This window comes from Micromonospora haikouensis (assembly GCF_000876225.1).
GTDB lineage: Bacteria > Actinomycetota > Actinomycetes > Mycobacteriales > Micromonosporaceae > Micromonospora > Micromonospora haikouensis.
In genome coordinates, this window is the sequence record NZ_JXSX01000001.1 from 2,718,614 (window position 1) to 2,733,165 (window position 14,552).

Annotated in this window: 1 protein-coding gene; it reads left to right on the forward strand. The window is 76.3% G+C overall.

The features are described from left to right. Positions 1–36 precede the first annotated feature (36 nt). Positions 37–14,499: a type I polyketide synthase gene (locus TK50_RS11425; RefSeq protein ID WP_043962719.1), complete on the forward strand. Its 14,463-nt coding sequence runs from the start codon at positions 37–39 to the stop codon at positions 14,497–14,499. Positions 14,500–14,552: the final 53 nt, after the last annotated feature.

Consider the following 14,552-nt stretch of genomic DNA (forward strand, 5'->3'; position numbering starts at 1 on the left):
CAACGACCACGGCATGCCGAGTGAGGTGGGTCCACGGTGAGCAACGAGGACGAGAAGTACGTCGAGTACCTGAAGCGTACGACCTCGGAGCTGCGGCGCACCCGGCGTCGGCTGCGGGAGCTGGAGGCCCGCGACGGCGAACCCATCGCCATCGTCGCCATGAGCTGCCGCTACCCGGGCGGCGTCGCCTCGCCCGAGCAGCTGTGGGACCTCGTCCGCGACGGCGGGGACGGCATCGGCCCGTTCCCCGCAGACCGGGGCTGGGACCTGGACCGGCTGTTCCACCCCGACCCCGACCACCCCGGCACCAGCTACGTCTCCGAGGGCGGCTTCGTCTACGACGCCGCCGACTTCGACGCCGACCTGTTCGGCATCAGCCCCCGCGAGGCCCTCGCCATGGACCCGCAGCAGCGGCTGCTGCTGGAGACCGCGTGGGAGTCGTTCGAGCGGGCCGGCCTGCCCGTGGCCACCATGCGGGGCAGCCGCACCGGCGTGTTCGTCGGCGCGGCCTCGCACGGCTACGACGGGATCATGGCGCAGGCCGAGAACGGCGAGGGGCACCTGCTCACCGGCAACGCCACCAGCGTCATCTCCGGCCGCGTCGCGTACACGCTCGGCCTCGAAGGGCCGGCCGTCACCGTCGACACCGCCTGCTCCTCGTCGCTCGTCGCGATCCACCTCGCCGCGCAAGGGCTGCGCAACGGCGACTGCGAGCTGGCCCTGGCCGGCGGCGTCACCGTCATGCCCACCCCGGCGGTCTTCGTCGGCTTCAGCCGGCAGCGCGGGCTGGCCGCCGACGGCCGGTGCAAGGCGTTCGCCGCCGCCGCCGACGGCACCTCCTGGTCCGAGGGCGTCGGCATGCTGCTGCTCGCCCGGCTCTCCGACGCCCAATGCCACGGCTACCCGATCCTCGCCGTCGTGCGGGGCAGCGCCGTCAACTCCGACGGCGCGTCCAACGGCCTGTCCGCCCCGCACGGCCCCTCCCAGGTGCGCGTCATCCGCCACGCCCTCGCCTCGGCGCGCCTGTCGCCGGTGGACGTGGACGTCGTGGAGGCGCACGGCACCGGCACCCGGCTCGGCGACCCGATCGAGGCGCAGGCGCTGCTCGCCACGTACGGGCAGGGGCGGGACACGCCGCTGCTGCTGGGGTCGGTCAAGTCGAACATCGGCCACACCCAGGCCGCCGCCGGCGTCGCCGGTGTGATCAAGATGGTGCAGGCCATCCGGCACGGCGTCGTGCCGCCCACCCTGCACGTCGACGCGCCGTCGCAGCACATCGACTGGTCCGCCGGTGCCGTGGAACTCGCCACCGAGGCGCGGCCGTGGCCGGCCGTGGACCGGCCGCGTCGGGCCGCCGTGTCGTCGTTCGGCGTCTCCGGCACCAACGCGCACACCATCATCGAGCAGGCCCCCGAGCCCGAGGCCACCGTCGAGACCGTCGCCCCCGGGCGGGCGCTGCCCGCCGTGCCGGTGCTGCTGTCCGCCCGCACCGACGCCGCCCTCGCCGCGCAGGCGGGCCGCTGGGCCGCCCGGCTCGACGCCGACGCCGACGCGCGTCCCGTGGACGTGGCGTGGTCGTCGGTCACCGCCCGCGCCGCCCTGGACAGCCGAGCGGTGGTCGCGGCGACGGGCCGCGAGGACCTCCTCGCCGGGTTGCGCGCCCTCGCCGCCGGCACCCCGGCCGGCAACGTCTCCGCCGGTACGGCCACCTCGCGCGGCCAGCTCGCCGTGCTGTTCTCCGGTCAGGGCGCGCAGCGGGCGGGCATGGGTCGGGAGTTGTACGCGTCGTTCCCGGTGTTCGCGTCGGTGCTGGACGAGGTGTGCGGGCACCTGGACCGGGCGCTGCCGCAGCCGCTGAAGCCGGTGCTGTTCGCCGGCCCCGGTTCGGCCGAGGCTTCGCTGCTGGACTCGACGGTGTTCACGCAGGCGGGGTTGTTCGCGGTCGAGGTGGCCCTGTTCCGTCTGGTCGAGTCGTTCGGTGTGGTGCCGGACTTCGTGGGTGGGCATTCGGTCGGTGAGATCGTGGCCGCGCATGTGGCGGGGGTGTTGTCGCTGGAGCATGCGTGTGCCCTCGTCGCGGCGCGGGGTCGGTTGATGCAGGCGTTGCCGGCCGGTGGTGGGATGTTGGCGGTCAACGCGGCCGAGTCGGACGTGTTGGCGTCGCTGGACGGGCTGGCCTCGCGCGACGGGCTGTCCGACCGGGTCGGGATCGCCGCCGTCAACGGTCCGGCCTCCGTCGTCGTGTCGGGTGCGGTGGATGCCCTGGACGTGGTGGAGCAGGCGTGGCGGGGGCGGGGGGTGCGGACCCGTCGGCTGGCGGTGAGTCACGCGTTCCACAGCCCGTTGATGGAGCCGATGCTCGCGAAGTTCCGGGCGGTGCTGTCGCGGCTGACCTTCGCCGCGCCCGAGTTGCCCGTCGTGTCGAACGTGACCGGGGCGTTGGCCGATCCTGACGAGATCCGTGGCGTCGACTACTGGGTGCGGCATGTCCGCGAGGCGGTGCGGTTCGCCGACGGGGTGGCGGCGTTGCGGTCGGCGGGGGTGGACACGTTCCTGGAGGTCGGCCCGCAGAGCGTCCTGACGGCGTTGACGGCCGAGGCGCTGCCCGAGGCTTCCGTGCTCGCGGTGGCCGCCCAGCGTCGGGACCGGCCGGAGGTCTCCGGCCTGCTGGCCGCCCTGGCGGAGCTGCACGTCAACGGGGTGCCGGTGGGTTGGCGGCCGTGGTTCGCCGACACCGGCGCGTCCCGGGTGGACCTGCCCACGTACGCGTTCCAGCACCAGCGGTACTGGCCCGAGGCCGGCGCGGTCGCCGCCGCGCAGGCCGTCCACGCCGCCGGCACCGAGGGCGACTTCTGGGCCGCCGTCGAGCGCGGCGACCTGACCGAGGTGGCGTCCCACCTGGCCGTGCAGGACGATCCCGCCGCGATCGAGGCGCTCGCCCCCGCCGTACCGGTGCTGTCGTCGTGGCGGCGGGCCCGCCAGCGCGACGCCGCGCTGGACGCCTGGACCTACCGCGTCGCCTGGGAAGCCGTGCACCCTGCCTCGGCCCCCACCCGGCCCCTGCCGGGCCGCTGGCTGGTCGTCACCCCCACCCTCCCCGCCGATCTTGCAGTTGCGGCCCCCGAAACGGGTGGAACGCGGCTTTTGTCGGGGCCGGAACTGCACGATCGCGGAGTGGTGGGGGCGCTGCGCCGGGGCGGGGCCCGGGTCGAGGTGCTCGGCGTTCGCGGTGGCGTCGGGCGGGGCGAGTTGGGGGAGGCGCTGCGGCGGCTCGGGGAGTCCGGTGCGGCAACAGGACAGGACGCCGGCGCGGAGCGAGGGGCTGCGGGGGAGCGGGGAGACGCCGGGGGACCGGGCGGGCAGGTCGCGGGCGGGGAGACGGGGTGGGCCGGGGTGGTCTGCCTGCTGCCCGAGCGGGACGCGCCGCTGCCGGACGCCCCCGCCGTGCCCGCCGGCACCGCGCTGCTGCTCACCCTCGCCCAGGCGCTCGCCGACACCGGCCTGCCCGGCCGGCTGTGGTGCCTCACCCGGGGCGCGGTCTCCGTCGGCGGCGGCGAGCGGATCGCCGACCCGTCGGCCGCGGCGGCCTGGGGCCTCGGCCGGGTGATCGCCCTCGAACAGCCCGACCGCTGGGGCGGCCTCGTCGACCTGCCCGGCAGCGGCATCCGCACCAGCACCGACGCCGGCACCGGCGTCGACCTGCCCGGCAGCGACAGCGGCGACGGCCGGCTCGACCGGGCGGGCGGGGACGCCCTGCTCGCCGTCCTCGCCGACGCCGGCCACGACCAGGTGGCGATCCGCCCGCAGGGCGTCCTCGGTCGGCGGCTGGTGCCCGCCGCGCCGCCGGTCGGGTCGGGGTGGCGTCCGTCGGGGACGGTGCTGGTCACCGGTGGTACGGGTGCGTTGGGTCGGCACACGGCGCGGTGGTTGCTGGCCAACGGGGCGGCCGAGGTGGTGCTCGCGTCCCGGCGCGGCCCGGAGGCTCCCGGTGCCGCCGAGTTGATCGAGGAGCTGCGGGGGACCGGGGCGGTGCGGGTCGTCGCCTGCGACGTCACCGACGCCGCTGCCGTCGATGCGTTGGTCGCCGGGCTGCCCGCGCTCACCGCCGTCGTGCACACCGCCGGGATCGTCGACGACGGCGTTCTCGACGGCCTCGACGTCGACCGGATGCAGGCCGTCCTCGCCGGCAAGGCCACCGCCGCCCGGGTGCTGCACGACGCCACCGCCGGCCGGGACCTCGACGCGTTCGTGCTGTTCTCCTCCCTCGCCGGGGTCGTCGGCAGCGCCGGGCAGGGCAACTACGCGGCGGCCAACGCCTACCTCGACGCGTTCGCCGCGTGGCGGCACGCCCAGGGGCTGCCCGCCACCGCCGTCGCCTGGGGCGCCTGGGCCGCCGACGGGATGGCCGCCGCCACCGCCGCGCTCACCGCCCGGCTCACCCGGGGCGGCATCAACCCGCTGCCCGCCGCGGAGGCCGTCACCGCCCTCGGCCGGGTCGTCAACGCCGCCGGGCCGGCCGTCACCGTGGCCGACGTCGACTGGGGACGCCTCGCCGCGTCCTGGGGGCGGCCGAACCCGCTGATCGCGGCCCTGCCCGGGGTGCCCGCCGTGGCGACCGGCCCCGTCCGGGCCGTCGTCGTCGGCCGGTCCCTGCCGCAGCTCACCGAACTGGTGCGCACCCAGGCCGCCGTGGTGCTCGGCTACCCGGCCGGTAGGCCGCTGCCCGAGCGCACCTTCCGGGACCTCGGCTTCGACTCGCTGACCGCCGTCGAGCTGCGCAACCGGCTCACCGCCGAGACGGGCATGACCCTGCCCGCCACCCTCGTCTTCGACCACCCCACCGTCGCCGAGCTGGCCGCCCACCTGCACGGGCTGACCAACCGGCTGCCCGGCGACACCCCCGGCGACGTCGTCGCCGCCGGCACCGACACCCACCGCGAACCCGTCGCCATCGTCAGCATGAGCTGCCGGTTCCCCGGCGGGGTCAGCTCGCCGGAGCAGCTGTGGGACCTCCTCGCCGACGGCACCGACGCGATGACCCTGATGCCCGGCGAGCGCGGCTGGAACATCGCCGAGCTGTACCACCCCGACCCCGAACACCTCGGCACCAGCTACGTGCGGGAGGGCGGCTTCGTCGCCGGGGCCGGCGAGTTCGACCCCGCCTTCTTCGGCATCAGCCCCCGCGAGGCCCTCGCCATGGACCCGCAGCAGCGGCTGCTGCTGGAGGCCACCTGGGAGGCGTTCGAGCGGGCCCGGATCGACCCGACCGCGCTGCGCGGCAGCCGCACCGGCGTGTACGTCGGCACCAACGGCCAGGACTACGGCTCGCTGCTGATGGCCGCCGGGGACGTCGACGAGAACTACCTCGCCACCGGCACCTCCGCGAGCGTCATCTCGGGGCGGCTGTCGTACACCTTCGGGCTGCACGGCCCGGCCGTCACCGTCGACACGGCCTGCTCGTCGTCGCTGGTCGCCCTGCACCTCGCCGCGCAGGCCCTCCAGGCGGGGGAGTGCGACCTCGCCCTCGCCGGCGGCGCCACCGTCATGGCCACCCCCGGCATCTTCGTTGGCTTCTCCCGCCAGCGCGGGCTGGCCGCCGACGGCCGGTGCAAGCCGTTCGCCGGGGCCGCCGACGGCACCGGCTGGGGCGAGGGCGTCGGCCTGCTGGTGCTCCAGCGGCTCTCCGACGCCCGCCGCGACGGCAACCCCGTCCTCGCGATCGTGCGGGGCAGCGCCGTCAACCAGGACGGCGCGTCCAACGGGCTGACCGCCCCCAACGGACCCGCCCAGCAGCGGGTCATCCGGCAGGCCCTGGCCAACGCCGGGCTCACCGCCGACCAGGTCGACGCCGTGGAGGCGCACGGCACCGGCACCACCCTCGGCGACCCGATCGAGGCCCAGGCGCTGCTCGCCACCTACGGGCAGGACCGGCCCGCCGACCGGCCCCTGTGGCTCGGCTCCATCAAGTCGAACGTCGGCCACACCCAGGCCGCCGCCGGCGTCGCCGGGGTGATCAAGATGGTGCTCGCGATGCGGCACGGGGTGCTGCCGCCGACCCTGCACGTCGACGAGCCCACCCCGCACGTCGACTGGTCCGCCGGGCACGTCGCGCTGCTCACCGAGGCCCGCCCGTGGGAGCCCGCCGACGGCGTCCGCCGCGCCGGGGTCTCCTCGTTCGGCATCAGCGGCACCAACGTGCACACCATCCTCGAACAGGCCCCCGAGGAGGAGGCCCCCGAGGAGCAGGCCGCCGCGCCGGCCCGGGAACTGCCCTGGGTGCTGTCCGGGCGCACCGCCGACGCCCTCGCCGCCCGCGCCCGTGACCTCGCCGACCACCTCGACACCGTCGCCGACGACGCCCTCGCCGACGTCGGCTGGTCCCTCGTGGACACCCGCGCCGCCCACGACCACCGGGCCGTCGTCCTCGCCGCTGACCGCGCCGGCCTGACCGCCGCGCTGGGCGCGCTCGCCGCCGCCGGGCCCGCCCCGGATACCGTCACCGGCACCGGTACGCCCGGCGAGGTCGCCTTCGTCTTCCCCGGCCAGGGCTCCCAGTGGGTCGGCATGGCCGCCGAACTCCTCGACACCGCCCCCGTCTTCGCCGACACGTTCGCCGCCTGCGCCGAGGCCCTGCGCCCGTACGTCGACTGGTCGCCCGTCGACGTGGTACGCGGCGCACCCGACGCACCGTCCCTGGAGCGCGTCGACGTCGTCCAGCCCACCCTGTTCGCCGTCGGCGTCTCCCTCGCCGCCCTCTGGCAGTCGTACGGGGTCCGCCCCGCCGCCGTCGTCGGCCACTCGCAGGGCGAGATCGCCGCCGCGTACGTCGCCGGGGCCCTCACCCTCGACGACGCGGCGGCCGTGGTCGCCCTGCGCAGCCGGATCATCGCCGGCATCGCCGGGGACGGCGGCATGGTCTCCGTCGCCACCACCGCCGACGAGGCCACCGCCACCATCGCCCGCTGGGACGGCCGCGTCGCGCTCGCCGCCGTCAACGGCCCCACCTCCGTCGTCGTCTCCGGCGACTCCGCCGCCCTCGACGAACTCGTCGCCCACTACGAGGCCCGCGAGACCCGGGTCCGCCGGGTGCCCGTCGACTACGCCTCGCACTCCGCGCACGTCGAGCCGCTGCGCGAGCAGCTGGTCGACCTGCTCGCCGGGCTGGCCCCCCGCACCGGCGAGATCCGGTTCTGGTCCACGGTGACGGGCGACTGGCTCGACACCGCCGGCCTCGACGCCGACTACTGGTACCGCAACCTGCGCCAGACCGTCCGCTTCGACGAGGCGGTGCGCAGCCTCGTCGCCGCCGGCTACCAGACGTTCGTCGAGGTCAGCGCCCACCCGGTGCTCACCATGGCCGTGCAGGAGAGCGTCGAGCTGGCCGCCGCCGACCCGGGCGCGGTCACCGTCACCGGCACCCTGCGGCGCAACGAGGGCGACCTCGGCCGGTTCCACCGGGCCGTCGCCGAGGTCTTCACCGGGGGTACGCCCGTCGACTGGCGACCCGCGTACGCCGGGCTGCCCGCGCGCCGTCGCGACCTGCCCACGTACCCGTTCCAGCGGCAGCTCTACTGGCCGCGGCCCGCCACCACCACCGCCCCGGCCGCCGGCCCCGCCACCGAGGGCGAGTCCGACGCCCGGTTCTGGGCCGCTGTCGAGAACGGCGACCTGGCCGCGCTCACCGCCGAACTCGCCGACGCCACCGACGGCGGCACCGTGCCCGAGGCGGCGTTCGCCGACGTGCTGCCCGCCCTCACCGCCTGGCGACGCCGGCACCGCGACCAGGCCACCATCGACTCGTGGCGGTACCGCGACGCGTGGCTGCCCGTCGCCGCGGACGGCGGCGACGAGCCCGCCCTCACCGGCACCTGGTGGCTGGTCACCGGCCCGGACGGCACCGGCACCGGCACCGACACCGGCACCGGCACCGACGGCAGCGCCGCCGGACAGCAGCAGGCCCGCGCCGGGCTGGCCGCGTTCACCCGCGACGCCCTCGCCCGGCGCGGCGCGACCGTCGTACCCGTGGCCCTGGCCGCCGACCGCACCGACCGCGACGCCCTCGCGGCCCGGCTGCGCGACCTCGCCGCCACCCACCCCGCCGCCGGGATCGTCTCCCTGCTCGCCCCCGACGAGACGCCCACGCCCGCCCACCCCCACGTGCCCGTCGGCTTCGCCGCCACCGTCACCCTCACCCAGGCCCTCGGCGACGCGGGCGTCCGCGCCCCGCTGTGGGCGCTGACCAGCGGCGCGGTCTCCACCGACCCCGCCGACCCGCTGCCGCACCCCGGGCAGCAGCTCGCCTGGGGCTTCGGCCGGGTCGCCGCCCTCGAACATCCCGACCGCTGGGGCGGCCTCGTCGACCTGCCCGCCGACCCGGACGACACCACCGGCCGCCGCCTCGCCCGCATCCTCGCCGGAGCCGACGGCGAGGACCAGGTGGCCCTGCGCCGGGCCGGCGCGTTCGGCCGGCGGCTGCTGCGCGCCCCGCTCGGCGACGCCCCCGCCACCCGCACCTGGCGGCCCTCCGGCACCGCCCTCGTCACCGGCGGCACCGGCGCCCTCGGCGGGCACATGGCCCGCTGGCTCGCCGCCAACGGCGCGTCCCACCTGGTGCTGCTCAGCCGGCGCGGCCGGCAGGCCGACGGCATCGCCGAGCTGGAGGCCGAACTGACCGGGCTCGGCGCGCGGGTCACCGTGGCCGCCTGCGACGCCGCCGACCGCGACGCCCTCGCCGCCGTCATCGCCGACCTGCCCGCCGAACACCCGCTCACCGCCGTGGTGCACACCGCCGCCGTCCTCGACGACTCGGTCATCAGCTCGCTCACCCTCGACCAGGTCGACTACGCCCTCAGCGCCAAGGTCACCGCCGCGCTCAACCTCCACGAGCTGACCCGCGACCACGACCTCGACGCGTTCGTGCTGTTCTCCTCCATGGCCGGCACCGTCGGCAGCTCCGGCGTCGGCAACTACGCCCCCGGCAACGCGTTCCTCAACGCCCTCGCCGAGCACCGCCGCGGCCTCGGCCTGCCCGCCACCTCCATCGGCTGGGGCGCCTGGGGCGGCGGCGGCATGGCCGAGGGTGACTTCGGCCGGATGCTGCACCGCCACGGCGCGCCCGAGATGCACCCCCGGCTCGCCGTCGCCGCGCTGCACCAGGCCGTCGAGCACGACGAGACGTACCTGACCATCTCCCACATCGCCTGGGACCGGTTCTACGTCGCGTTCACTGCCACCCGGCCCGGCCCGCTGATCGCCGAGATCCCCGAGGCGCAGCAGCTCGCCGCCAGCAAGGGCCTCGCCGAGGCGAAGGAGACCGACGAGGCCGGCCCCGCCGCCGCGTTCGGCCGGATGAGCGCCGACGAGCGCCGCGCCGCGCTGCTCGACCTGGTGCGCGGCCAGGCGGCCACCGTCCTCAAGTACGCCGGCGGCGACGCCGTCGACCCGCACCACGCGTTCCGGGACCTCGGCTTCGACTCGGTGACCGCCGTGGAGCTGCGCAACCGGCTCGCCACCGCCACCGGGCTGCGCCTGCCGGTGACCCTCGTCTTCGACTACCCCACCCCCACCGTCCTCGCCCGGCACCTGCACGAGGAACTCGGCGGCGGGGCCGAAGCGGTCACGCAGACCGCCCCCGTGTCGCTCACCGACGACGAGCCCGTCGCCATCGTCGCCATGTCCTGCCGGTTCCCCGGCGGAGCCGTCGACCCCGAACGGTTCTGGCAGATGCTGCACGCCGGCCGCGACGCCGTGTCCGACCTGCCCGGCGACCGGGGCTGGGACATCGACCGGCTGTACGACCCCGACCCCTATTCCTCCGGCACCTCCTACGTCCGCAGCGGCGCCTTCCTCTACGAGGCGGCCGACTTCGATGCGGCTTTCTTCGGCATTTCGCCCCGTGAGGCGATGGCGATGGACCCGCAGCAGCGGTTGCTGCTGGAGGCGTCGTGGGAGGCGGTGGAGCGGGCAGGGGTTGATCCGGCGGGGTTGCGGGGTTCGCGAACAGGGGTGTTCGTCGGCACGAATGGCCAGGACTATGGGGCCCTGCTCATGGTGGCCGTGGACGAGGTGGAGGGCTTCGCGGGCACGGGGAATGCCGCGAGCGTGGTGTCGGGTCGGGTGGCGTACGCGTTGGGGTTGGAGGGGCCGGCGGTGTCGGTGGACACGGCGTGTTCGTCGTCGCTGGTGGCGTTGCACCTGGCGGTGCAGGCGCTGCGGCGCGGCGAGTGCGATCTCGCGCTGGCCGGCGGCGTCACCGTGATGGCGACGCCGGGGCTGTTCGTGGAGTTCTCCCGGCAGCGCGGGCTGGCCGCCGACGGCCGCTGCAAGGCGTTCGCGGCCGGCGCGGACGGCACCGGTTGGGGTGAGGGCGTCGGGGTGCTTCTCGTGGAGCGGCTGTCGGACGCCCGGCGTAACGGTCACCGGGTGCTCGCGGTCGTTCGTGGCTCCGCCGTTAACCAGGACGGCGCGTCGAACGGTCTTACCGCGCCGAATGGTCCGTCGCAGCAGCGGGTGATCCGGCAGGCCCTGGCGTCGGCGGGGCTGTCGCCGGCCGAGGTGGACGTGGTGGAGGCGCACGGGACGGGCACCACCCTGGGCGACCCGATCGAGGCGCAGGCGCTGCTGGCGACCTATGGGCAGGGGCGGGAGACGCCGCTGCTGCTCGGGTCGGTCAAGTCGAACATCGGCCACACGCAGGCTGCGGCCGGCGTCGCCGGGATCATCAAGATGGTCCTCGCCATGCAAGAGGGCGTCGTCCCGGCGACGCTGCACGTGGACGAGCCGTCGCCGCACATCGACTGGTCCGCCGGCGCGGTGGAGTTGGCCACCGAGGCGACGCCGTGGCCGCAGACGGGTCGTGCGCGGCGGTCGGCGGTGTCGTCGTTCGGCATTTCCGGCACCAACGCCCACGTCATCCTCGAACTGCCCGACGACCTGCCCGCCGCCGAGGCCACCGACACCGGCCCCGGCAGCGACGGCGCGGGCGGTCCGGGCCTGGTCGCCGCCGGGGTGACGGTGTGGCCGGTGTCGGCCCGGTCGAAGGCGGCCCTCGCCGGTCAGGCGGCCCGCCTCGCCTGGCACCTGCGCGAGCACGGCGACGTGGAGCCGGCGGCGGTCGGTTGGTCCCTGGCGACGACGCGGTCGACGTTCGACCAGCGGGCCGCCGTGGTCGGCTCGGGTGTGGCCGACCTGCTCGCCGGTCTGGACGCCCTGGCGTCCGGTCAGCCGGCGGGCAATGTGGTCAGCGGTGTGGCGTCGGGTCACGGCTCCGGGCCGGTGTTCGTGTTCCCCGGTCAGGGCGCGCAGTCGGCACGCATGGCCGCCGGCCTGGTCGGTCGTACGCCGGTGTTCGACGCGAAGCTGGCCGAGTGTCAGCGGGCCCTCGCCCCGTTCCTGGACGTGGATCTCATCTCCGTGCTGACCGGCGACGACGAGTCGTGGCTGGAGCGGGTGGAGGTGGTGCAGCCGGTCCTGTGGGCCGTGGGCATCGCCCTGGCCGCCGTGTGGGAGCACGCGGGCGTTTCGCCGCAGGCGGTGGTCGGGCATTCGCAGGGTGAGATCGGTGCGGCGTGTGTGGCGGGGATCCTGTCCCTGGACGACGCGGCGAAGACCGTCGCGTTGCGGTCCCGGGCACTTGCGGTGTTGCGGGGGACCGGGGCGATGGCGTCGGTGGATCTGTCCGCCGACGCGGTGACCGCCCGCCTGGCCGCGTTCCCGGGTGTGGGTGTGGCCGCCGTGAACGGGCCCGGCACGGTGGTGGTGTCCGGGCCGCCTCAGCCTGTCGCCGATCTGGTGCAGGCGTGTCAGGACGAGGGCATTCGGGCGCGGCTGATCCCGGTGGACTACGCGTCGCACTCCCCGTCCGTGCAGGACGTCGCCGAGCGGCTGCGCGCCGACCTGGCCGACGTCGCCCCGCAGCCGGGCCGGGTTCGGCTCGTGTCGACGCTGACCGGCGACTGGGTTGACCCGGCGACCATGACGGCCGACTACTGGTATGACAACCTGCGGCAGACCGTCCAGTTCGACGCGGCCGTCCGGGTCGCTATCGCCGCCGGGCACTCCACGTTCGTGGAGATCTCCCCGCATCCGGTGCTCACCATGCCGGTGACGGCGATTCTCGACGACGCCGGGGCGACCGGTTACACGCTGGGCAGCCTGCGGCGGGGTGACGACGACCCGACGCGACTCCTGACCAACCTCGCCACCGCTCACGCGATCGGCCTGCCCGTCGACCTGACCCGGGTGCTCGCCGAGGCCGGCACCGTGCCGCTGCCCACGTACGCGTTCGACCGGGGCCGGTACTGGCCCACGAAGGCCGAGCTGGCCGGCGCGGAGGAGGCCCCGAGCGGCGTCGACTCCGCGTTCTGGGCGGCCGTCGAGCGGGAGGACCTGGCCGCGCTCGCGGAACTCACCGCGCAGGACGCCACCGACTCCCTCGAACGGCTCGGCGCGGCCCTGCCGGTGCTCGCCTCCTGGCGACGGCAGCAACGCGAGCGTTCCACCCTGGACGACCTGCGCTACCGCCCCGTCTGGCAGCCGTACACCGGCACGCCCGTCAGCTTCCTCTCCGGCGACTGGTGGATCGTCGCCGACGAGCGCCACGCGGGGGAGGGCGAGGCGGCCGTCGCCGAGCTGACCCGCCGGGGCGCCGACGTGCGGCTGGTGCTGCTGCCCGAGGAGCTGACCGACCGGGCCGCCGTCGCCGCCCACCTGGCCTCCGCGACCGGTGACGGCGACGGCGGGCGGGTCCCCGCCGACGGGGTGCTGTCGCTGCTCGCCCTCGCCGACGGCGCGGTCGACGACACCCAGCCGGTGCCGCCGTTCCTCGCCCGGTCCCTCGCCCTGGTCCAGGCCCTCGGCGACCTCGACGTGGCCGCACCGCTGTGGTGCGTCACCCGGGGCGCGGCCGGCACCACCCGGGGCGGGACGGTGGACCGGCCGGAGCAGTCGCTGCTGTGGGGCCTCGGCCGGGTCGTCGCCCTGGAACACCCCGAGCGGTGGGGCGGCCTGGTCGACGTGCCGGCCACCCTCGACGACCACGGCTGGGACCTGCTCTGCGCCGCCCTCGCCGGCCTCGACGGCGAGGACCAGGTCGCGGTCGACGGGGCCACGATCCTCGTCCGCCGGCTGGTCCGGGCCCCCGGCGGGACCCCCGCCGCCGACGAGCCCGACCACCGGGGCACCACCCTCGTCACCGGCGGCACCGGGGCCCTCGGCGCGGAGGTGGCCCGCTGGCTGGCCGCCCGGGGCGCCGAGCACCTGCTGCTGGTGAGCCGCCGGGGCGCCGACGCCCCGGGCGCCGCCGAGCTGGTCCGGGAGCTGACCGGGGCGGGCACGCGGGTCACCGTCGCCGCCTGCGACGTCGCCGACCGGGCCGCCCTGGCGAAGCTGCTCGCCGAGGTGCCGGCCGACGCGCCGCTGACCGCCGTCGTGCACGCGGCGGGCGTCCTCGACGACGGGGTCCTCGACGGGCTCACCGCCGACCGGATCGCCACCGTGCTGCGGCCCAAGGTGCTCGGCGCGTTGCACCTGCACGAGCTGACCGTCGGCCGGGAGCTGCGCGCGTTCGTGCTGTTCTCCGCCATGGCCGGGCAGCTCGGCGCGGCCGGGCAGGGCAGCTACGCCGCCGCGAACGCGTACCTCGACGCGCTGGCCGAGCAGCGGCACCGGCAGGGCCTGCCGGCCACGTCGATCGCCTGGGGACCGTGGGCGGCCGGCGGGATGGCCGCCGCCGACCCGGCGGTGGAGGAGCGCCGCCGCCGCACCGGCGTCGCCCGCCTCGACACCGGCCCCGCGCTCGCCGTGCTCGCCCACTGCGTGGCCCGGCGCGAGCCGGCGACGCTGGTGGCCGGCATCGACTGGGCCCGGTACGTGCCCGGCTTCGTCGCCGTCCGGCCCAGCCCGCTGCTCGCCGGCATCGCCGAGGCGCAGCAGGCCGCCGCCGCGCGGGCCGACGACGCCGGCACGAACGCCGAGTCCCTCGCCGCGCTGCTCGCCGGGCAGACCGACGCCGAGCGGCGCAAGACCCTCCTCGACCTGGTACGCGGCCAGGCCGCCGCCGTGCTCGGGCACGCCTCGATGGACGCCGTCGAACCCGACCGGGCGTTCCGGGAACTCGGCTTCGACTCGCTGACCGCCGTGGAGCTGCGCAACCGGCTCACCGCGGCGACCGGCGTCCGGCTGCCCGCCACGGTCGTCTTCGACTACCCGACCGCCGCCGGCCTCGCCGAGTACGTGCGGGCGGCGATCGTCGACGGCGGAGTGGTCGGCGTCGCGCCGGTCTTCGGGGAGCTGGACAGGCTGGAGGCGGCGCTCACCGGCTCGGCACCGGACCGCAGCGCCCGGATCCGGATCACCGAGCGGCTGCGGGCCCTGCTGGCCTCCCTCAACGCCGACGACGCCCCGGCGGGCGCGGGCGGGGACACCGTCGCCGAGAAGCTCCAGGACGCCACCCCCGACGAGGTCTTCGACTTCATCGACCGGGAGCTGGGGGTGTCCTGACATGAACGCTGCCGGGGCGACGGACCAACACGGATCGACGGGTCAACACAAGG